The following is a 21,876-nucleotide window of genomic DNA, read 5'->3' as shown; positions in this document are numbered from 1 at the left end:
GGTCACTCCGCCGCCGCCGCCGGCAGGTGCTGCGCGGCGGCGGGCGGCGCGATGAAGGCGGCCTCGCGCTCCGCCCAGTGCGCGCCCACGGCGGCGAGGCTGCGCGCCTTCACAGGACCGAAGCCGCGGATCTCGGCGGGAATGGCGGCAAGCTCCAGCGCGGCGGCGAAATTCCCCTCATCCAGGGCTGCGGCGATGCGGCGCAGCGTCGCCTCGTAGCGCCCGATCAGCGCCCGCTCGGCCCGCCGCTCGGCGCTGTGGCCGAACGGGTCGAGCACCGTGCCGCGCAGCACTTTCAGCGGCGCCAGCGCCGCCAGTGCCTTCAGCATCCACGGCCCGTATTCGCGCTTTTGCGGCAGGCCGGTCACCTTGTCGCGCCGGGCCAGCAGCGGCGGGGCGAGATGCAGGCGGATATCGCCGGTGTCGGTGAAGGTGCGCTCCAGCGCGGCGCGGAACGCGGGAAGGGAATGCAGCCGCGCCACCTCGTATTCATCCTTGTAGGCCATCAGCCGGTGCAGCGTGCGCGCCGCCGTCTCGGCCAGCGCGGTCGAGCCCGGCCGCACCGCCCGCTCCGCCGCGCGCACGGCCTCGACCGCCTCGGCGAAGCGCGCGGCATAGCGGCGGTTCTGATAGGCGGCGAGATCGTCGCGCAGCAGGTCGAACAGCGCGTCGAACCCCTCCGGCGCCACCTCCCGCGCCGGCGCCGCGGCCTCGACCGCGGCGCGGTCATGCGCTGCCGCCCGGCCCCAGGCGAAGGCGGCGAGGTTGAGCGCCACCGCCTGCCCGTTCATCTCCACCGCCCGCGCGATCGCCGCCCGGCTCACCGGCACGAGCCCGCGCTGCCAGGCATAGCCGAGCAGGAACAGGTTGGCGGCGATCGCATCGCCCATCAGCGCGGTGGCGATCGCGGTCGCCTCGATCGTGTCGAGATGCGCCTCGCCCACCCGCCGCGCCAGGCTCTGCCGCAGCCGCGCCATCGGCAGCGAGGCGGCGGGGTTGCGGGTGAACTCCCCGGTGATCGTCTCGTGCAGGTTGACCACCGCCCGCGTCTTGTCGCTCAGGCAGTCGAGCGTCTCCCGCTCGCCGGCCACCAGCGCGTCGCAGCCCAGCAGCAGGTCGGCCCGCCCCGCCGGCACCCGCAGCGCCTGGCCGGTGCCGGAAGCGGCCCCGAAGCGCAGATGCGAGACCACCGCGCCGCCCTTCTGCGCAAGGCCGAGCACGTCGACCACCGAAACCGGCGTTCCGTCGAGATGCGCGGCCATGCCGAGCAGCGCGCCGATCGTCACCACCCCGGTCCCGCCGATCCCGGCCACCACCATGTCCCATTCCCCCGGCGGCAGCGCGGGCTCCGGCAGGTCGCCGGGCGGGGCGGTGCGCGTCGCCTCCGGCGGTCTCAGCCCGCCGCCATGAACGGTGACGAAGCTGGGGCAGAACCCTTCCACACACGAGAAATCCTTGTTGCAGGCGGACTGGTCGATCGCCCGCTTGCGCCCGAATGGGGTGTCCACCGGCACCACGGCGATGCAGTTCGAGACCCGTGAACAATCCCCGCACCCCTCGCAGACGCGCGGATTGATGAAGGCGCGCTTCGCCGGGTCGGCCATCGTGCCGCGCTTGCGGCGGCGGCGCTTCTCGGTCGCGCAGGTCTGGTCGTAGACGATCGCGGTCACACCCGCGACCTCGCGGATCGCCCGCTGGATCGCGTCCAGCTCCCGCCGGTGCGACACGGCAACGCCGGGCGCGAGGTCGGCGACACCCTGGTATTTTTCCGGCTCGTCGGTCACCACCTCGATCCGCTTCACCCCCTCGGCGGCAAGCTCGCGGGTGATCTGCGGCACGCTCAGCGGCCCGTCGACATGCTGGCCCCCGGTCATCGCCACCGCGTCGTTGAACAGCACGCGATAGGTGATGTTCACCCCCGCCGCCACCGCCGCGCGGATCGCGAGCAGCCCGGAATGATGATAGGTGCCATCGCCGATATTGGCGAAGACGTGGCGCTCCGTGGTGAACGGCGCCTGGCCGATCCAGGCCGCGCCCTCGCCGCCCATGTGGGAATACACATCGGTCGCCCGGTCCATCCACGTCGCCATGAAATGGCAGCCGATGCCCGCCATCGCGCGCGAGCCCGCGGGTACTTTCGTGCTGGTGTTGTGCGGGCAGCCGGCGCAGAAATGCGGCACCCGGTGCGCGCCGAAATCGAGCGCCCGCCCGGCCTCCATCGTCGCCGCCAGCCGCGCGAGCGCCGCCCCGCGCGCCTCGTCCGGCACCATGCGCTGCGCCCGCCGGCCAAGCCCGAGCGTCACATCGGCGGCGGCAAGGTCGCTCTCGGCGTGGAACAGCGTGGCCCCGGTCTCGTCGCGCTTGCCGACGATGCGCGGCGCGTCGGCCATGCCATACAGGATCGCCCGCAGCTGGTCCTCGATCACCGGCGCCTTTTCCTCGACGACGACGATCTCCTCCAGCCCGCGCGCGAAGTCCCGCACGATGCCGGGCTCGACCGGCCAGGTCATGCCGAGCTTGAGCAGGCGGGCGAAATCGAGCCCGAGATCGGCCCGCGCCTGCGCGACATCGAGGAAGGATTTCCCGGCGGTGACGATGCCGAGCCGCGCCCCCGGCGCGGGTTCGACGATGCGGTTGATCCGGTTGGCGGCGACGAAGTCCATCAGCGCCGGCCGCCGCAGGCCGAGCACCCGCGCCTCCTGCGCCAGCACCGGCTCGTGCAGCCGCATCGCGACGCTGTCGGGGTCGATCTCCGGCAGCGTGATCGCGACATCCAGGCCGGCCTCGACCGAGGCGGTGCAGTCGATGATCTCCTCGACCGTCTTGAACCCGACATAAAGCCCCGCATGCCGCGAGGCCGCCCAGCCAAGGAGGCCGAGTTCGAGAATCTCCGCCACCGAGCCCGGCGCCAGCACCGGCACGCCGGCGGCGATCAGCGCCGGCTCGCTCTGATGCGCGATCGTCGAGGATTTCGCGGCATGATCGTCGCCCGCCACCACCAGCACGCCGCCATGCCGGGTGGTGCCGGCGTAGTTGGCGTGTTTCAGCGCATCGCCCGAGCGGTCCACGCCCGGCCCCTTGCCGTACCACATCGCGAACACGCCATCATGCGTGGCGCCGGGAAACAGCGGGACGATCTGGCTGCCCCAGACCGCGGTCATCGCCAGGTCCTCGTTCACGCCGGGGCGAAACACGATGCCCTCCGCCGCCAGCACCGCCGCGGCCGCATGGGCCTGGATATCCACCGCGCCGAGCGGCGAGCCGCGATAGCCGGAGAGAAACCCCGCCGTGTTCAGCCCCGCCGCCGCGTCGCGCCGGCGCTGCGTGAGCAGAAGGCGGATCAGCGCCTGGGTTCCGGTGAGCATCACCCGCCCTGGGCCGGGCCGGTAGCGGATGTCGAGCATCGCGTCGGCGGTTTTCATGCGGAATGTCCTCCGCCCGGCTGTCCGGCCGGGCATTCGCTCCGCCCCCGACTATGCGCCGCATGGCCGAAATTGACGAGCAAAATCAGGTTTTTGTCTGTATCGCGCCGGCTTGCCGATCGCTGCGCGAAGCCGCCCCGAGCGGCCATCGCGCTCTCGACGCCCCCCGAGGTCCGCGAAATTTTATTGCGCGAACGACGAAACCTCGCCGATGCCGCGCCGCATCATCACAAAAAGGTGAAGCGCCGCGCGTGCGCGCGCCATCAATGCCCGATCGGCGCCGGGTCGGGCTCGGCCTCGACCGTGTCGGTCCCCTCGGTCGCCACCGTCTCGCGCAGCGGCGTGTCCTCCACCCTGAGCGCGGCGATCAGCCCGAGCAGCGCGAAGCCGGCGGCAACCAGGAAGGCGTCGTGAAACGCCGCCGGCAGCGCCGGGTTCGCCGCCATCGTCCGCGCCGCCTGGCCGGAGGCGTCGATCCGCCCGCCAAGGCGCAGCAGCAGCACCGCCCCGGCGATGGTCGCGCCGAACGCGCCGCCCATCGCCCGCAGCAGCAGCAGCGTCGCCGTCGCCGCACCCACATCGTGCCGGCTCGCCGCGTTCTGCACCGCGACAAGGTTCGAGGGCAGCACGAAGCCGATCCCCAGCCCCATGACGAAACAGTTGAACACGACGAGGCCGAGCGGCGTCGAGCGTGGCAGCAGGCCGAGCAGCAGGAACCCGGCGGTGCCGACCGCGAGCCCCCCCGCCAGCAGGCTGCGCGTCCGCCCGGTATGCCGCGCCACCTGCCCCGCGGCATAGGCGCCGATCGTGCTCGCGATCATGAACGGCATGATGTCCCAGCCGGACTGCGCGGCATTCGCCCGGTAGACGAGCTGGAAGAACAGCGGCAGCAGAAAGATCGCCGCGAACATCGCCAGCGCGGTGAGAAACCCGACGCCGACGAGCTGCACGAACGAGGCATTGCCGAACAGCCGCATCGGCAGCAGCGGCACGGCGGCCCGCGCCTCCCACCGCCAGAGCGCGCCGATCAGCGCCGCCCCGCCCAGGAACACGCCGATCACCGGCAGCGACAGCCACGGATAGCTCCGCCCGCCCCACGACAGCCCGATCAGGAAGGCGGTGACGGCGCCGGTCAGCAGCGCTGCGCCCTCGTAATCGATCCGCCCGCCGCGCGGCACCGTGCGCAGCTGGCGCAGCCCGATCTGGCTCAGCACCAGCGCGGCCAGGCCGAGCGGCACGTTGAACCAGAAAATCCATTGCCACGAGAGATGATCCGTCACCCAGCCGCCGACCACCGGCCCCGCGGTCGAGGCGACGCCCCATGTCCCGGCCATGTAGGCCTGATACTTGCCGCGCTCGCGCGGGCTGACCACGTCGGCGATCGCCGCCTGCGCGATCGCCATCAGCCCGCCGCCGCCCACCCCCTGCAAGGCCCGCCCGGCGATCAGCCAGGGCAGCGTCTGTGCCGTGGCGCACACGCAGGACGCCAGCACGAACAGCGCGATCGAGGGGATCAGCGTCTGCCGCCGGCCGAACTGGTCGGACAGCCTGCCATAGAGCGGCGTCGTCGCCGTCGAGGTCAGCAGATAGGCCGTCACCACCCAGGAGAGATGCGCGAAGCCGTGCAGCCCCGCCGCGATCGCCGGCACCGCCGGGATCACCACCGTCTGGTCGATCGCCGCCAGCAGGATGCACAGAAGGATTCCGGAAATGACCTGAAGCCGTTGCCTGTGCGTATATTCCATGATTCCGCGATGCTCGCGCCGGCTCGGGGTGAGAAGAACAGCGCGCCAGATTGCCCGCACCGCCGCCGCCGCACAACCGCGCCGCAGCACCGCCCCGGCGCTGGGGCAGCAACCCTGCCATGCAACCGCGCGCGGCATTTGCAACGCGCCGTGGCAGCGCTTACCCTATTGGGCAACATCGTGATCAGGGAAAGTCACCGCCCCATGCCCCTCAGCCATGCCGAGCCCCGGCAACTCCTGCACCTGCGCGACATCGCGATCCGCGGCTTTCTGCGCGCCGACGGCCTCGTCGACATCGAGGCCCACCTGAAAGACACCAAGACCTACAGTTTCGGCAATCACGACCGCGGCCGCATCAATGCCGGCGAGGCGCTGCACGGCATGGGCCTGCGCCTGACGCTGGACGACAAGCTGACCGTCGTCCGCGCCGAGGCGGCGATGGACGACACGCCGCACGCGATCTGCCCCGGCGTGGCGCCCAATTTCGCGGCCCTGGTCGGGCTGACCATCGGCAAGGGCTTCCTCAAGGGCGCGATGGAGCGCGTCGGCGGCACCGCCGGCTGCACCCATCTGCGCGAGCTGCTCCAGCAGGTCGCCACCACCGCGATCCAGACCATGTTCTCCATCCGCGCCCACAAGGCCGCGCGCGAGGGCGGCACCACCGAAGACCGCTGGGACATCCCGACCGCCCTGCTCAATTCCTGCCACGCCTATAACGAACAGGGCCCGCTGGTCGCGAAAATCCGCGCCCGCGCCGAAGGCCGCCAGCGCGAGGCCGAGGCCGGGGCGGCGGCGGAATAGACCCGTGCACGCCGTCATCTTCGAGGTCAGGCCGAAGGAGGGCAGGCTCGACGAATATTTCGGCCACGCCCGGCTGCTCCGCCCCGAACTCGAAGCGATTGACGGCTTCGTCGAGAACATCCGCTATCGCAGCCTGACCCGGCCGGGCGTTCTGCTCTCGGTCTCGCTCTGGCGCGACGAGGCGGCGCTGATCGCCTGGCGCCGCCACACCCTGCACCACCGCGCCCAGGCCGAGGCGCGGCGCGAGCTGTTCGCGGAATACCGCCTGCGCGTCGGCGTTCTGGCCGATGACGGCGCGCATGTCTCGCTCCTCACCGCGCGGCGCGAGAATGCTGCGGACATGGCGCCGGATATTCTCGCCCGCGATCTCGGGCTCGATCCCGCTTCGCCCGGCCTCGCCGGCTGGGACGTGTTCGAGGCGGTCCTCACCCCGGGCGATGTTCTGCTCCTCAGGAGTGGTGCGGGAGCCGGGACGGGCGAGGGGGCGGGCGAGGGGGCGTCGCACCGGCTGGTGCGCGTCATCCGCGACTACGGCATGACCGACCGGCGCGAGGCGCCGCAGCATTTCCCCGACGAAACCGGCGCGGCCTGACGACAGGACAGGGCGGGGAATGAAAGGGGAATCAGACCCCGAATTTCGCCCGCACCGCCGCCTGCTGCTCCGCCGTCAGCAGCCGCGGGTTGAGCCCGCGGGTGAGCAGATGCAGCTTCGCGGTTTCCTCCAGCTCCTCCATCGCGAACACCGCCGCCTGGAGCGACGTGCCGGCGACGACCGGGCCGTGATTGGCCAGCAGCACGGCGCTGTGCTTCCCCGCGAGCCCGCGAATGGCGTCGCCCACCGCCGGGTCTCCCGGCACATGGAACGGCACCAGCGCCACCTTGCCGACGCGCATCATCACATACGGCGTCAGCGGCGGCAGCGCCTCGGCGGGGTCGATCTCCGGCAGCAGCGAGAGCGCCACGGCATGGGTCGAGTGCAGATGCACCACCGCGCCGGCCTCCGGCCTCGTGTCATACAGCGCGTCGTGCAGCGGAATTTCCTTGGTCGGCTTGTCGCCGGAGACGAGCCTCCGGTTCGCGTCGAGCCGGGCGATGCGCGCGGGGTCGAGAAAGCCGAGCGCGGCGTCGGTCGGCGTGCAGAGCCAGCCGCCATCCTCCAGCCGCACGCTGATATTGCCCGAGGACCCGGGCGTCAGCCCCCGCTCGAACAGCGACCGCCCGAACCGGCAGATCGCCTCGCGCAGCGCGCTCTCGCTCATCCCGCCCGCTTCACCCCGTTCGCCTCGGCAATGAAATCGGCCAGCATCGGCACGAAATCGTCGCCCCGCCCGGCGCCCACCGCCTGGGCATAGGAATTGCGCACGGCGGCGGCGAGCGGGTTGGCCGCCCCCTGCGCCACCGCGAAGGCGTTGAGATAGGCGGTGTCCTTCAGCGCGTTGTTCAGCGTGAACTTGTGGGCGTTGCGGTCGCGCCCGACCACGTATTGCATGAAGGTCTGGTAGAAGCCGCAATCCATCCGCCCGCCGGCGATCACGCTGTGGAAGGTCTCGGCCGAAAGCCCGGCCTTGGCGCCGAGCATCAGCGCCTCGGCATAGAGCGCGCCATAGCCCATCGAGAGGAAGTTGTTCAGCAGCTTCATCGTGTGGCCGGTGCCGGTCTGCCCGGTATGGATCACGCGCTGGGCGAAGGTGTCGATCACCGGGCGCACGCGGGCGATATCGGCCTCGGCGCCGCCGATCATCACATCGAGCGTGCCCTCCCAGGCATCCTTCGGCGTGCGGCCGAGCGGGGCGTCGAGCAGGGTGATGTTGCGCGCGGCAAGGCTCTCGGCGAGCGGCACCGTGACCGACGGATCGGAGGTCGAGCAATCGACGATGACGAGCGGCTTGCCGGCGGCGGCGAGGCCGTTTTCACCCTCCGTCACGGCGCGCACCTGCGGGCTGCCGGTGACGCAGAGGAACACGATGTCGGCGGCTTCGGCGATCTCGTGCGGGCTTTTCGCCTCCTTCGCCCCCCGGCCGATCAGGTCCTCGACCGGCGCGCGGTTGCGATGCGCCATCACGGTGAGCGCGTAGCCGGCCTCGACGATGTTCTTCGCCATGCCATGGCCCATGAAGCCGACGCCGATGAAGCCGATGGAGGGTTTTGATCCGCTGGCCGACATGATGTTTCTCCCGCAGGTTCGTTCGCCTGCCTGTATAGAAGCCGGGTCGTGGTAGCGCAACCAGTATTTGACAGCGCTACCATCTTGCGTCGCGCGCCGATCTCCGCGATAGTCGGCGCATGGCAAAAGCGCGCGCGGGCGGCGCAATGGCAGAGCGAGCGCGAACGGCGACGGCGACGGACGCCGCGGCCGCGCCCCCCCGCCGCATCCGGCGTGGGCGCGGCGCCGTCACCCTGGCCGAGGTCGCCGCCGGCGCCGGCGTCGCGCCCATCACCGTCTCCCGCGCGATCAACAACCCCGCCTCGGTCTCCGATGCCCTGCGCCACCGGATCGAACAGGCGGTGGAGGCGCTCGGCTACGTGCCCAACCGCATGGCCGGCGCGCTCGCCTCGGCGCGCACCCGCGTCATCCCCGTCATCGTCCCCTCGCTCGCCAATGTCGTCTTCGTCGAGGTGATCGAGGGCATCCAGGAAACCCTGGAGGCCGAGGGCTACCAGATGCTGCTCGGCAGCACCGGCTACGATCTCGCGACCGAGGCGGCGCTGGCCACCACCCTGCTCGGCTGGGCGCCGCCGGGCATGCTCGTCGCCGGGCTGCGGCACGAGGCGCGCACCACCGCCCTGCTGCGCCATGCCGGCATCCCCATCGTCGAGTTCATGGAAACCGGCCGCGCGCCGATCGACATGAATGTCGGCCTCTCGCATGTCCGCGCCGGCGCGGCGATGGCCGAACACCTGCTCGCCCGCGGCTACCGGCGGATCGGCTTCGTCGGCCTGCGCCTGCACGACGATTACCGCGCCCGCCAGCGTTATGACGGCCTGCGCCGCCACCTCGCCGGCCGCGCCGCCGTCACTTTGTTCGATCGCGCCGGCGCGGCCGGGCAGGTCGGCGGCCAGCAGGCCGGGTGGGACGCGCTGCCCGAACTCCTCGCCATCGCCCCGGCGCTCGATGCGCTGTTCTTCGCCAACGACGAAATGGCCGTCGGCGCCCTGCTGCGCGCCCGGCGCGACGGGATCGACATTCCCGGCCGCATCGCCATCGCCGGCTTCAACGGCCTGCCGATCGCCTCGCTCACCACGCCGGCGCTGACCACCATCGTCTCGCCCCGCAAGCAGATCGGCCGCGAGGCCGCCGCCATGCTCCTCGCCCGCATCGCCGGGCGGGAGCCGACCACCCGCCGCCTCGATGTCGGTTTCACCCTCGCGGCCGGCGGCAGCACATGAGCCTCAGGAGAACGGCATGACCACAGCTTCAGCGGACGGGCGGCAATGAGCGCGGGCGAGGGCAGGGCGGCCGCCGTCATCGGCCTTGGCTCGATGGGTGCGGGCATGGCCGCATCGCTGCTGCGCGCCGGCTTCGCGCTTCGCGGTTTCGACGTCGTGGCCGCGAATCTCGAACGCCTCGCCGCCGCGGGCGGCGCGCCCGCCGCCTCGCCCGAGGCCGCCGCGCGCGGCGCGAACATCGTCGTCAGCGTCGTCGTCAACGCCGAGCAGACCGAGGCGGTGCTGTTCGGCGCGGCCGGCTGCGCTGCGGCGATGGCGCCCGGCGCGGTCTTCATCTCCTGCGCCACGATGGCGCCGGAGGCCGTCCGCGCCCTCGCCGCCCGGCTGGAGGCGAGGGGCGTGCATTATCTCGACGCGCCGATCAGCGGCGGCACCGCCCGCGCGGCGGAGGGCAAGCTCACCATCATGGCCTCGGGGAGCGAGGCCGCCTTCGCCGCCGCCCGCCCCGCGCTCGACGCGATGGCCGCCACGATCCACGAACTCGGCGACGCCCCGGGCATCGGCGCCGGCTTCAAGATGGTCAACCAGCTCCTCGCCGGCGTGCACATCGCCGCCGCCTGCGAGGCGGTCGCCTTCGCCGCCTCGATGGGGCTCGACCTCGCCCGCGTCTACGAGGTGATCACCGGCTCCGCCGGCAATAGCTGGATGTTCGAAAACCGCGTGCCCCACATTCTGGAGGCCGACTACGCCCCGCGCAGCGCGGTGGACATCTTCACCAAGGATCTCGGCATCGTGCTCGACATGGCGCGGCGCGGCCGCATGCCGGTGCCGATGGCCTCCGAAGCGCTGCAACTCTTCCTGATGACCGCCGCCGCCGGCATGGGGCGTGACGACGATGCCTCCGTCGCCCGCCTCTTCGCCCGCATCGCGCCGATCTCGCTGCCCGAACCGTCCTGACCCCACCCGCCTGACCCCACCCGCCTGATCCCGGAGGGCCCATGCCCCGCTTCGCCGCCAATCTCTCGATGATGTTCAACGAGGTCGCCTTCCTCGACCGTTTCGCCGCCGCCGCGGATGCGGGGTTCGACGCCGTGGAGTTCCTCTTCCCCTACGAGCACCGGCCCGAGGAAATCGGCGCCCGCCTCGCGAAGCACGGGCTGACCCAGGCGCTGTTCAACCTGCCGCCGGGCGACTGGGCGGGCGGCGAGCGCGGCCTCGCCGCGCTGCCCGGCCGCGAGGAAGACCTCGCCGCCGGCACCGCCCGCGCGCTCGAATACGCGGCGGCGACGGGTGTGACCCGCCTGCACCTGATGGCCGGGCTCGCCGATCCCGCCGATCCCGCCGCCCAGACCCGCTATCGCGACGCCGTCCGCCGCACCGCCGAAACCCTCGCCCATCACGGCATCGACCTGCTGCTGGAGCCGATCAACGGGCGCGACATGCCGGGCTATTTCCTCAACGATGTCGATGCCGCCGCCGCCTTCATCGCCGGCCTCGGCCTCGGCAATGTCCGCCTGCAATTCGACATCTATCACTGCCAGATCATCCATGGCGACGTGACGATGCGGCTGCGCCGGCTGATCCGTCAGATCGGCCACGTGCAGATCGCCTCCGTCCCCTCGCGCCACGAGCCGGATGGCGAGGAGCTGAACTATCCCTTCCTGTTCGACGAACTGGACCGGCTCGGCTATGCCGGCATCGTCGGCTGTGAATACCGCCCGCGCGGCCGCACCGAAGACGGCCTCGCCTGGTTCGCGGGGCGCGGCCGATGAGCCTGCGCCCCGCCACGTTTGCCGGGCGCGGCCGATGAGCCTGCGCCTCGCCTGCATCGCCGACGACTATACCGGCGCCTCCGACCTCGCCAACACGCTGAGCCGCAACGGCCTGCGCACGGTGCAGACCATCGGCATCCCCGCCGACGGCCTCGCCCTGCCGGAGATCGACGCCATCGTCGTCGCCTTCAAGATCCGCTCGGTCCCCGCGCGGGAGGCGGTCGCCGCCGCCCTCGCCGCCGCCGAATACTGCACGGCCCGGGGCGCCGCGCATGTCATGTACAAAATCTGCTCCACCTTCGATTCGACCGACGAGGGCAATATCGGCCCGGTGACCGAGGCGCTGGCCGCCCGTGCCGGCGGCCTCTGCGTGCCGGTCTGCCCGGCCTTTCCCGAAACCGGCCGCACCGTCTACCAGGGGCATCTCTTCGTGGCCGACGTGCCGCTCGCCGAAAGCCCGCTCAAGGACCATCCGCTCAACCCGATGCGGGATTCCAACCTCGTCCGCGTGCTCGCCCGCCAGTCCTCCCACCCGGTCGGCCTCGTGCCGTTCGAGGTCGTCGAGCGCGGGGCGGCGGCGATCGATGCGGCGCTGGATGCGGCGGCGGGCGAGGGCAGGGGGGCCTGCATCGTCGATGCCATCGCCGAGCGCCATCTCCTCGCCCTGGGCGCGGCGGCGCTGCGCCGCCCGGTCTCGACCGGCGCGTCCGGCCTCGGCCTCGGCCTCGCCCGGGCGATTGCCGGCGGCGCGCCGGCCGCGGCGGCGCCCGATTTCGTCCCGCCGGACGGGCCGGCCGCGATCATCGCCGGAAGCTGCTCGGCGGCGACGCTCGGCCAGATCGCGGCGGTGGAGGGGCGCATGCCGGTCCGCCATCTCGACGCCCACTCCCTGCTGGCCGGCGACATCTCCGCCGCCCTCGCCTGGGCCGCCGCGCGTCTCGATGCCGGGCCCGTCCTGCTCGCCAGCTCCGCCACGCCGGACGCGGTGGCGGCGCTGAAATCCGCCCATGGCGAGGCCGTCGGCGCGCGGATCGAGGCCGCCCTCGCCACCCTCGCCGAGGGGCTCGCCGCGCGCGGCGTGCGCCGCCTGATCGTCGCCGGCGGCGAAACCTCGGGCGCGATCGTCGATCGCCTCGGCATCCCCGCCTTCGAGATCGGCGCCGAAATCGCCCCCGGCGTGCCGCTGCTGCGCAGCATCGAGCCGATACCCCGCCTCTTCGCCCTCAAATCCGGCAATTTCGGCGGCAAGGACTTTTTCCCCCGCGCCCTCGCCGCCATGGGAGTTGCGCCCGCGCCCGCCGCGGACTAAATCTCGCCCAGCGCCATGCGGGTATGATGTAATGGTAGCCTGTCAGCTTCCCAAGCTGAACGCGCGGGTTCGATTCCCGCTACCCGCTCCAGCGTGTCCCCAAGTCACTGAAATCGTTAAAGTTATAGGTAGATCAAGCACTTATCCGCTTCCGGGTGATACAAGGAAGCGATACAATGCCGGTTGCTATGACACGTCCGACACGACATCCTTCGTCAGGTGTTTTTCGTCTTCGTAAGGTCATTCCAGAGAGCCTACGCGACGCAGCCGAGCGCCTTTTCGGCGTTCGCCGGGAGTTCATCGAGAACCTCGGAACAAAGAATGAGGCTGAAGCCAGAAGGCGGGCGCCTGCCGCTCTGGCGGAGATAGAGCGAAAACTCGATGTCTGCCGACGCAACGCTCAAAAGGCGGCGCAGAGCCTATCCCACATCCAATGCGTTGCCATCGCCGGCGCGTGGCGACGTGAGCGCCTTGAGTTGAACGAAAAGAACCCCGCTCCGGCTGAAGGCTGGGAGGCTGAGCGGGATATGCTCCTGTCGTATTTGGATTACGATGACGACGGCCAGCCAGAGGATTATCGGCCCACCCCCAAGGACATCGCAGAAGCCGAGGCCGTTGCCGCCGAATATGGCATTGTCGCGGACGAGGAGTCTCTGAGTGCCCTTGCTCAGGCGCTATGGCTTGCGAAGGTTCAGCTCGCCGAGACCATGATCCGCCGTGCCCATGGTGATTATGGCCCTGATGCCTATGCGGATCGATATCCGGATCGCGCTGTCCTCCGCGAGATCACGGCGGGATTTAGCCCCGTTGGTCGTCCTGGGGAGCGCGCGCACGGCGCATCGTTCGAGGACTTGATACGGGGCTTCTGCCGCGAAAACGGGATCAATCCGGACGCAGTGCCCATTCCTGAGGATTTCGACCGCCGGAGGCGCTTCGCGAAGCATTTTGCGGCGTTCATCGGGCATGATCGGGCGGCCGACGTGACGGTTGAGGATGCTGTGCGGTGGAAGGAGCATCTGCTCGATCAGGGCAAATCACTTCGCACGGTCGCCAATCACTTGTCGGCGCTGAGCGCCGTTTGGGCCTGGGGAGAAACCAACAAGAAGGTCCAGGTGAACCCGTTCAAAGGCCTCGCGAAGCCCCCGAAGAAAGCCAAGGGCGTCCGTGAGTCATCGCAGCGGCCTTACTCCAGCGACGAGGCGGCGTTTATCCTTGAAGCTGCACGCAAGGAGCATCGGCCGACATTGCGGTGGGTGCCCTGGGTGTTGGCCCTTACCGGCGCCCGTCTCGCCGAGATCGTCCAGGCTCGCAAGGAAGATGTGTATCATCACGATGGTATGCCGTTCATCCGCATCCATGGTGAAGGAACAGCCCCCGGCGAGGTCCGTTCGGTGAAGAATGGCGCCTCGGTGCGTAACGTGCCGATTCACCCAGCTCTGGTTGCAGAGGGTTTCCTTGAATACGTGAGCCGGTTGCCTGAAGGCTCGCCATTGTTCCCGGATTGCAAGCCGGATGGGCGCTATGGAAACCGGGCGCGCAGTGCAACCAAGGTGCTGACGCGATGGGTTCGGGAACGGTTGAAGATCGAAGACGAGGCGATCTCCCCGAATCACTCATGGCGGCATTGGTTCATCGATGCGGCCCGCGATTGCATCGATAATATCGAGTTGCGGAATGCGATCACCGGGCACACCGACCTGATCAATGAGTCCCACCGCTACGGCTTTGGCTACCGAGCGAAGCCTGAGCGCCTCACCGAGACGATCAGGCTGATCAAACCGCCGATCCCGCCTCTCGGGCCGATGCACGACGCCGAACATCCGCAGCAGCAAGATATCGCTGCGTGAGGGGCCTTCAGGAGCGCGATTAGTCTCGGGGCGCAGAGCAATCTGCGCTTCGGCAGCAGAGGAAGCAAAACAACAACAAATGCCGGTTTTGTGAAGCCACTTCCGAAACTCCCCCGCCCCCGGAATTTTCGGCGATCAAAAATCACGCCGTTCGTTTCGTCGGGCGCGTCGTCAACGTTTCGTTCTCGCAGCGCGCCGACGTCTGCGTTTGCATTCGGCAATCAATGCGCTCGGCTCATGGTCGGTTGTCCAGGCTTCGCAGTATGGATCAGCCGGCAACCATGGCAGCAACCATGCGCCGCCGACTCGGCAGGGATTCCAAATCGACTCACCTCGGGGTGATTCCCCTCCCGTATGTCTTTGGACAACCGACGTTGTCCGGAGACAGACACCATGCCCAATCGCCTTGTCGCCTATTACCGCGTCTCGACCGAGCGCCAGGGACGTAGCGGCCTTGGCCTCGATGCCCAGCGCGAAGCCGTGCGGAGTTACGTCGAGAGCCATGGCGGCGCCCTGTGTGCCGAATTCGTCGAAATCGAGACCGGCAAGAACAACGATCGGCCCAGGCTGGCCGAGGCGCTGCGGTCTTGCCGGCTCACTGGTGCCACCCTGGTTGTCGGCAAGCTCGACCGGCTTGCCAGAAACGCCCGCTTCCTCCTCTCGATCGTGGAAGGGACGGGAGATGGCGGCGTCGTCTTCTGTGACCTGCCGGAGGTGCCCGCCGGTCCTGTCGGCAAGTTCCTGGTGACGCAGATGGCGGCCGTGGCGGAACTGGAGGCTGGTCTCATCGCCGCCCGCACCAAGGCAGCTCTCGGCGCCGCAAAGGCCCGTGGCGCGAAGCTCGGCGGCTGGCGCGGCGGCCCGAAGATCGACCCTGCTTCCGGCCGGGCGGCCCGATCGGCGCAGTCGGACACCTTCGCGGCCTCGATCGGCCCCATGGCGGCAGCGTTGCGGGCCGAGGGGCATTCGCTCCGGCAGATCGCGGCGCAGCTCACCGAGCAGGGTATCAGGACGCCTCAGGGCGGCGCCTGGACGGCCGATGCTGTCAGGCGACTCCTTGCCCGCCATATGGCCTCCAGCGACTCCCAGCGCGCTCCTGAGGCCATCCCGGCGGCACCTGCGGCCGTGGCGTCCTGACCCCGTTCGGCTCCTGCCGCCGATGCGCCAGCAAAGTTGACTTGCTTTGACGATGCGGAAATCATCACCTCATTCGGCGAACAAAATCATTCACGTCCAAGGGTACTCTCGATGAGCCAATCCGCCTCGTCCCTGTCGTCCCTCATCTGGTCGGTCGCCGACCTCCTGCGGGGTGACTACAAGCCCTCGGAATACGGCCGGGTGATCCTGCCCTTCACCATCCTCCGCCGGCTGGACTGCGTTCTCGCACCCACCAAGGCCAAGGTGCTCGCCGAAGCCCTCGCGAGGCAGAAGGCCGGCATCAACCCCGAGCCGTTCCTGCTCAAGATCGCCGGGGTGAACTTCGTGAACACCTCGCCGCTCGACATGGCGAAGCTCATGGGCGACCAGGACAACATCGCCACCAACCTCAACGCCTACATCCAGGGCTTCACCGCCCCGGTGCGCGACATTTTCGACCGCTTCCGCTTCGGCGAGCAGGTGGACCGTCTGCGCAAGGCGAACCTGCTTTACCAGGTGGCGGAGAAATTCGTCGGCTTCGATCTGGCGCCTTCGCGCGTCACCAATCACGACATGGGCCTCGCCTTCGAGGAGTTGATCCGGAAATTCGCCGAGGCCGCCAATGATGCCGCTGGTGAGCATTTCACCCCGCGCGATGTCATCAAGCTCATGGTGAACCTGCTGTTCGTCGAGGATGAGGACATCCTCACCCCCGGCAATCCGGCCGTCCGCACCATCTACGACCCCACGGCGGGCACGGGCGGAATGCTCTCGGTCGCCGCCGAGCATCTCCTTGAGCACAACCCTGAAGCCAAGCTGCGGATGCTCGGCCAGGAGCTGAACGACGAATCCTACGCCATTTGCAAGGCGGACATGCTGATCAAGGGGCAGGACATCCGCAACATCGTTGCCGGCAACACCCTGTCCGACGATGGGCACGCCGGCACGAAATTCGACTACATGCTCAGCAACCCGCCCTTCGGCGTGGAGTGGAAAAAGGTCGAGAAGGCGGTTCGGCGCGAACATGAGGAGATGGGCTTCGCCGGCCGCTTCGGCCCCGGCCTGCCGCGTATTTCCGATGGCTCGATGCTGTTTCTGCTCCACCTCGTCGCCAAGATGCGCCCGGCGCAGGAGGGCGGCAGCCGCTTCGGCATCGTCCTGAACGGCTCGCCCCTGTTCACCGGCGGCGCCGGCTCCGGTGAGTCGGAAATCCGCCGCTACATGCTGGAGAACGACCTCGTCGAGGCGATCATCGCCCTACCGACGGACATGTTCTTCAACACCGGCATCGCGACCTATGTGTGGATCGTCTCGAACCGCAAGCCGGATCACCGCAAGGGCCGCGTCCAGCTCATCGACGGCTCGGGCTTCTGGCGCAAGATGCGCAAGAGCCTCGGCTCCAAGCGCCGTGAGATGGGTGACGATGACATCGACATGATCACAAGAGTGTTCGGCGACTTCCTGGAGGGTGACCTTCTCAAACAGACCACATCTGACGGATGGCATTTTACCACCTTCAGGCGTACCGGAGAGGCAGCAGACGAAGCATCGGAGGACGGCAAGGTGGAAATCACCCCGGTCTCCCGCATCTTTCGCAACGAGGACTTCGGTTACCGCACGATCACCGTCGAGCGGCCGCTCCGCGATGAGAAGGGCAAGCCGGTGTTCGGCCAGCGCGGCAAGCAGAAGGGTTTGCTTCAGCCCGATCCTGAACTTCGTGACACCGAGAACGTGCCGCTCACCGAGGATGTCGAGGCGTATTTCCAGCGCGAGGTGTTGCCTCATGCGCCGGATGCCTGGATCGACGAGAGCAAGACGAAGATCGGCTACGAAATTCCGTTCAACCGGCAGTTCTACGTCTTTGAGCCGCCGCGCCCGCTGGAGGAGATCGATGCGGACCTTGCGGAGGTCATGGGGCGCATCTCGACGATGATCCGGGAGCTGGCGGCGTGACCAGTCAACCTTACCAGAGCTATAAGGAATCTGGCATCGATTGGTTGGAACAAGTTCCGAGCCATTGGAAGTTGACGCCGATTAAATCTCTGTTTCGAGTTGTGAACGGCGCGACGCCAAAATCAGACGTTTCTGAGTTCTGGGATGGTGGAATCGTTTGGCTGACGCCTGCCGACTTCCCAGGAGAATCGGCCCGACCTATATCGGTATCGGCACGAACCATAAGCCCCGAAGGACTGGCTAGTTGCGCTGCGACTGTAGTGCCGCCGGGTAGCATCGTGATCTCGACGCGTGCTCCTATCGGTTCGCTCGCATTTGCTGAGGTGCCACTGACCTTCAACCAAGGATGTCGAGGTCTAGTCGCTCTTCAGCCGTTGGAAATTCGGTATTTCCTCTACGCCATGGCGAATGCCCGTGTGGCGCTTAATTTGTTCGGTCGTGGGACTACGTTTCTCGAACTCTCGTCTGATGCGCTAGGCTCATTTCGCGTCTGTTCGCCGCCACTAGACGAACAGCGCGCCATCGCCGCCTTCCTCGACCGCGAGACCGCGAAAATCGACGCCCTGATTGCCGAGCAGGAGCGTCTGATTGCCCTCCTCCAGGAAAAGCGGCAGGCGGTGATCTCACAGGCGGTCACCAAGGGCCTCGATCCGACCGTCCCGATGAAGGATTCGGGGGCAGCATGGATGGGGATGGTGCCTGCTCATTGGGCAGTGACACGCTTTGGTAATCTTGTGCGCGACATTAAGGCAGGCCCATTTGGATCTGCGCTTACAAAGGATATCTATGTCCATTCCGGTTATCGCGTCTACGGACAAGAGCAGGTAATACCGGGAGATTTTTCGATCGGTGACTACTACATTGATGAGGAAAAGTATCAGGAACTGAAGAATTATGCGGTCTGTTCGGGCGATATCTTGATTAGCTGCGTGGGTACTTTCGGGAAAATCGCAATCGTTCCACCTGGCATTGAGCCTGGGATTATCAACCCAAGGCTTATCAGGGTGCGATTTCAGCCAGATGTTATGCCCGAGTATGCCCAAATCGTTCTGAAAAGTCCGATTGCTTTCAATCAGATGGCTATGTTGAGTCGTGGCGGAACAATGGACGTCATCAACATAGGGACGCTCAAAAGCCTAGTTCTGCCGATACCGAGCATGGAGGAGCAGCAAAAGATTTGCACGTTTGTGAGTTGTGCGGAACAAAGAACGCAATCCCTTGTCGATGAGGCCAGCAGAGCAATCGCTCTACTCCGTGAACGCCGCGCCGCCCTGATTTCCGCCGCCGTCACCGGCAAGATCGACGTCCGCGACGTTGCCGGAGCGGAGCCGGCCGAAGCCGCATGAGCCTGCACCAGGAGCACAAATTCGAGGACGGCATCTGCGACCGTCTTGCCGCCTCGGGGTGGCTCTACGAGAGTGACTCTTGGAGCCGCTACGATCGGGCCAGAGCGGTCTTCGTCGATGATCTGGTCTCATGGCTGCGGGAGACGCAGAAGGCCGCCTGGGAGACTCTGGAGGCCGCGCACGGGCCATCCGCCGGCACCCTCATCGCCGACCGTCTCCGCGCCGCGATGGACAAGCAGGGCACGCTCACCGTGCTGCGGCAGGGCCTCGACATCGTCGGGCTGAAGCAGTCGATCATGCTCTGCCAGTTCCGCCCGGCTCTGGCGATGAACGCGGAACTGCAAGCCTCCTACGCCGCCAATCGCCTCCGCGTCGTCCGGCAGGTTCGCTACTCGACGCAGGGCGAGCAGAGCCTCGACCTCGTGCTGTTCCTCAACGGCATCCCGGTTGCCACCGTCGAGCTGAAATCCGACTACACGCAATCGGTGCAGGACGCGATCGATCAATACCGCTACGACCGCAACCCCAAGCCACCCGGCAGCAGCAAGGCCGAGCCGCTCCTGTCCTTCCCCGGCGGCGCCCTGGTGCATTTCGCGGTGAGTAACTCCGAAGTCCACATGACGACCCGGCTTCAGGGTGCCGACACCGCGTTCCTGCCGTTCAACCAGGGGAACGATGGCGGCGCCGGCAACCCGCCGAACCCCGAAGGCGCCCCGACGGCCTATCTCTGGGAGCGCATCTGGCAGCGGGATAGCTGGCTGGAAATCCTGGGCCGCTACATCGTGCCCGTCCGCAACACCAAGCACCAGCTCAGCGGCTGGATTTTCCCCCGGTTCCACCAGCTCGACGCCACCCGCAAGCTCGTCGCATCGGTGCTCGGTGACGGGCCGGGCGGGCGCTACCTGATCGAGCACTCGGCCGGCTCCGGCAAGACGAACTCGATCGCCTGGACCGCCCATTTCCTCGCCGATCTGCACAGCGCCGCGAACGAGAAGCTGTTTGATACCGTGATCGTGGTTTCCGACCGCACCGTGCTCGACAAGCAGCTCAGGGCGGCCGTGGAAGCCTTCGAGCGGACCAAGGGCGTCGTCGCCAGCATCACCGGAGACGGCGGCAGCAAGAGCGCCGAACTGTCCGCCGCGCTCGATGCGGGCAAGAAGATCGTCGTCTGCACCATCCAGACCTTCCCGGCGGCGATCAAGGCGGCGCAGGAGCTGGCCGCGAAGGAGAAACGCCGCTTCGTGGTCATCGCCGACGAGGCGCATTCGTCCCAGACCGGCCGCACCGCGTCCGATCTCAAGCGCGTCCTGACGCCCGAGGAAATCGCCGACCTGGAGGATGGCGGCGAGTTCAGCATGGAGGATGTGCTCGCCTCCCGCATGGCCGGCCGCGCCCAGACCGGCGACGGGATCACCTATGTCGCCTTCACCGCGACACCCAAGGCGAAGACGCTGGAGCTGTTCGGCACGCGGCCCAATCCATCGCTGCCGGCGGGGCCGGAGAACCTGCCGCACGCCTTCCATCTCTACTCGATGCGGCAGGCGATCGAGGAGGGATTCATCCTCGACGTTCTCCAGAACTACACGGCCTACAAGATGGCCTTCCGCCTCACCCATAACGGCCGCGAGGTGACCGACGAGGAGGTGGAGGCCGACGCCGCCCGCAAGGGGATCATGGGATGGGTGCGCCTGCATCCGGTGAACATCGCCGCCCGTGTGCAGATCGTGGTCGAGCATTTCCGGCAGAACGTGGCGCACCTGCTCAACGGCCGCGCAAAGGCCATGGTGGTCACCGGGAGCCGCAAGGATGCCGTTAGGTGGAAGACCGCGATGGAGGCTTACATCAAGCAGCGGGGCTATCCGATCGGCCTCCTGGTCGCCTTCTCGGGCGAGGTGAATGATCCCGAGACCGGAACTGATCCGTTTACCGAGACGAACATGAACCCCGGCCTGCGCGGCAGGGACATCCGTGATGCCTTTGCGACGCCGGAGTTTTCCATCCTCCTCGTCGCGAACAAGTTTCAGACCGGCTTCGATCAGCCTCTGCTCTGCGGCATGTATGTCGATCGCAAGCTCGGCGGCCTTCAGGCGGTGCAGACGCTCTCCCGCCTCAATCGGTCTTTCCGTGACGCGACGAGTGTGAAGGACACCACTTACATCGTCGATTTCGTCAATGAGCCTGCGGACATCCTGAAGGCGTTCCAGACCTACTACACCACGGCCCAGCTCGCCGACGTGAGCGACCCGAACCTCGTCCTCGATCTGCGGAACAAGCTCGACACGGCCGGCGTGTATGACTGGTTCGAGGTGGAACGTGTCGCCGCCGTCACGGTGAACCCCAAGGCCACCCAGGGCCAGCTCGACGCCGCCATAGGCCCGGTGAGCAATCGCCTTCTGACCCGCTACAAGACGGCCGCCAAGACCGCCAAGGATGCCCCGAAGGGCTCTGCGGCCGCCCAGGAGGCCAAGGACGAGAAGGAGGCCCTCGTCCTGTTCAAGCGTGACCTGGGGAGCTTCGTCCGGGCCTATGAGTTCCTGAGCCAGATGTTCGATTACGGGAACACCGACTACGAGAAGCTCTACGTCTTCGCCAAGCTCCTGCTCCCGCTGCTCGACTACGGCCGCGAGCGTGACGGGATCGACCTCTCGGCCCTTCGCCTGACCCACCACAAGATGCGCGACCTGGGGCAACAGAAACTCAACCTCGATCCCGAGAGCGGTGATACGCTCAAGCCCATGACCGAGGCCGGATCGGGGCAGGTGCAGGACAAGCAGAAGATACGCCTGCGGGAACTCATCGAGGCGCTGAACGATCTCTTTGAGGGCGACATCACAGACGGCGACAAGGTCAGCTACGTCGATAGCGTGATCAAATCAAAGATGCTGGAATCAGGGGCATTACAGGCTCAGGCAAGAGCGAACACCAGGGAGCAATTCGCCAATTCGCCGAACCTTCATGATGAACTGCTCAGCGCCATCATGGATGCATTCGGCGCCCACCAGGAGATGAGCAAGCAGGCGATGAATTCGGACGATGTCCGTGCTCGTATTCTTTCCACCTTGCTCGGACCAGGACGGCTCTGGGAGGCTTTGCGGGCGCAGGCTTAGCTACGTGGCTATTGGAAAAAGTGCAGGAAATATCTGGAGATTTATTGGGA

Annotated in this window: 15 protein-coding genes and 1 tRNA gene; 12 read left to right on the top strand and 4 right to left on the bottom strand. The window is 67.7% G+C overall.

Annotated features, from left to right (window positions below; all coding sequences use genetic code 11):
• Nucleotides 1-2: 2 nt before the first annotated feature.
• The gene (locus ACIDOCELLA78_RS000000104115) at nucleotides 3-3,422 is read right to left on the bottom strand and encodes an indolepyruvate ferredoxin oxidoreductase family protein (protein WP_201728502.1); all 3,420 of its coding nucleotides are present in this window, start codon (nucleotides 3,420-3,422) and stop codon (nucleotides 3-5) included.
• A 263-nt stretch (nucleotides 3,423-3,685) separates the two neighbouring features.
• Entirely contained in the window at nucleotides 3,686-5,305 is a 1,620-nt protein-coding gene (locus ACIDOCELLA78_RS000000104110) for an MDR family MFS transporter (protein WP_249675691.1), read from the bottom strand.
• A 66-nt stretch (nucleotides 5,306-5,371) separates the two neighbouring features.
• Between ACIDOCELLA78_RS000000104110 and ACIDOCELLA78_RS000000104105 the strand changes: the two genes are divergently transcribed.
• On the top strand, nucleotides 5,372-5,968 hold the full coding sequence (locus ACIDOCELLA78_RS000000104105) for a DUF2889 domain-containing protein (RefSeq protein WP_201728501.1): 597 nt from the start codon (nucleotides 5,372-5,374) through the stop codon (nucleotides 5,966-5,968).
• 4 nt (nucleotides 5,969-5,972) lie between these two features.
• Complete coding sequence (locus ACIDOCELLA78_RS000000104100; RefSeq protein WP_201728500.1) at nucleotides 5,973-6,560, top strand: antibiotic biosynthesis monooxygenase; 588 nt, start codon at nucleotides 5,973-5,975, stop codon at nucleotides 6,558-6,560.
• A 31-nt stretch (nucleotides 6,561-6,591) separates the two neighbouring features.
• On the opposite strand, the gene ACIDOCELLA78_RS000000104095 is transcribed toward ACIDOCELLA78_RS000000104100, so the two are convergent.
• Nucleotides 6,592-7,227 carry an aldolase gene (locus ACIDOCELLA78_RS000000104095; protein ID WP_201728499.1) on the bottom strand — a complete coding sequence of 212 codons (636 nt, stop codon included), beginning with the start codon at nucleotides 7,225-7,227 and terminating at the stop codon, nucleotides 6,592-6,594.
• Nucleotides 7,224-8,132: an NAD(P)-dependent oxidoreductase gene (locus tag ACIDOCELLA78_RS000000104090; RefSeq protein ID WP_201728498.1), complete on the bottom strand. Its 909-nt coding sequence runs from the start codon at nucleotides 8,130-8,132 to the stop codon at nucleotides 7,224-7,226. The genes ACIDOCELLA78_RS000000104095 and ACIDOCELLA78_RS000000104090 overlap by 4 nt, the downstream gene beginning before the upstream one ends.
• 119 nt (nucleotides 8,133-8,251) lie before the next feature.
• Here ACIDOCELLA78_RS000000104090 and ACIDOCELLA78_RS000000104085 point away from each other — a divergent pair, with 119 nt between their 5' ends.
• The 10 genes from ACIDOCELLA78_RS000000104085 to ACIDOCELLA78_RS000000104040 all read left to right on the top strand — a co-directional run bounded on the left by ACIDOCELLA78_RS000000104085 (nucleotide 8,252) and on the right by ACIDOCELLA78_RS000000104040 (nucleotide 21,826).
• On the top strand, nucleotides 8,252-9,355 hold the full coding sequence (locus tag ACIDOCELLA78_RS000000104085; protein ID WP_201728497.1) for a LacI family DNA-binding transcriptional regulator: 1,104 nt from the start codon (nucleotides 8,252-8,254) through the stop codon (nucleotides 9,353-9,355).
• A gap of 45 nt (nucleotides 9,356-9,400) precedes the next feature.
• Complete coding sequence (ltnD, locus tag ACIDOCELLA78_RS000000104080) at nucleotides 9,401-10,312, top strand: L-threonate dehydrogenase (RefSeq protein WP_201728496.1); 912 nt, start codon at nucleotides 9,401-9,403, stop codon at nucleotides 10,310-10,312.
• A gap of 41 nt (nucleotides 10,313-10,353) precedes the next feature.
• Entirely contained in the window at nucleotides 10,354-11,127 is a 774-nt protein-coding gene (otnI, locus tag ACIDOCELLA78_RS000000104075) for a 2-oxo-tetronate isomerase (protein WP_201728495.1), read from the top strand.
• Nucleotides 11,128-11,161: 34 nt separating this feature from the next.
• Nucleotides 11,162-12,436, top strand: coding sequence for a 3-oxo-tetronate kinase (gene otnK / locus ACIDOCELLA78_RS000000104070; RefSeq protein ID WP_201728494.1), 1,275 nt, complete (start codon nucleotides 11,162-11,164; stop codon nucleotides 12,434-12,436).
• A gap of 17 nt (nucleotides 12,437-12,453) precedes the next feature.
• Nucleotides 12,454-12,527 (top strand) — tRNA-Gly (locus tag ACIDOCELLA78_RS000000104065).
• 85 nt (nucleotides 12,528-12,612) lie between these two features.
• Nucleotides 12,613-14,283 carry a site-specific integrase gene (locus tag ACIDOCELLA78_RS000000104060; RefSeq protein WP_201728493.1) on the top strand — a complete coding sequence of 557 codons (1,671 nt, stop codon included), beginning with the start codon at nucleotides 12,613-12,615 and terminating at the stop codon, nucleotides 14,281-14,283.
• 393 nt (nucleotides 14,284-14,676) lie between these two features.
• A complete protein-coding gene (locus ACIDOCELLA78_RS000000104055) occupies nucleotides 14,677-15,420 on the top strand; it encodes a recombinase family protein (RefSeq protein WP_201728492.1) in 744 nt (247 codons plus the stop codon).
• Between the two features lie 111 nt (nucleotides 15,421-15,531).
• On the top strand, nucleotides 15,532-17,373 hold the full coding sequence (locus tag ACIDOCELLA78_RS000000104050) for a class I SAM-dependent DNA methyltransferase (protein WP_201728491.1): 1,842 nt from the start codon (nucleotides 15,532-15,534) through the stop codon (nucleotides 17,371-17,373).
• On the top strand, nucleotides 17,370-18,719 hold the full coding sequence (locus ACIDOCELLA78_RS000000104045) for a restriction endonuclease subunit S (RefSeq protein WP_201728490.1): 1,350 nt from the start codon (nucleotides 17,370-17,372) through the stop codon (nucleotides 18,717-18,719). Before ACIDOCELLA78_RS000000104050 ends, ACIDOCELLA78_RS000000104045 begins: the two co-directional genes overlap by 4 nt.
• Nucleotides 18,716-21,826 carry a type I restriction endonuclease subunit R gene (locus ACIDOCELLA78_RS000000104040; RefSeq protein ID WP_201728489.1) on the top strand — a complete coding sequence of 1,037 codons (3,111 nt, stop codon included), beginning with the start codon at nucleotides 18,716-18,718 and terminating at the stop codon, nucleotides 21,824-21,826. Before ACIDOCELLA78_RS000000104045 ends, ACIDOCELLA78_RS000000104040 begins: the two co-directional genes overlap by 4 nt.
• Nucleotides 21,827-21,876 lie beyond the last annotated feature (50 nt).

The sequence above is a fragment of the Acidocella sp. C78 genome, from assembly GCF_907164655.1.
Note: the sequence above shows the minus strand (reverse complement) of the source record. Positions and strands in the feature narration are given on the sequence as shown.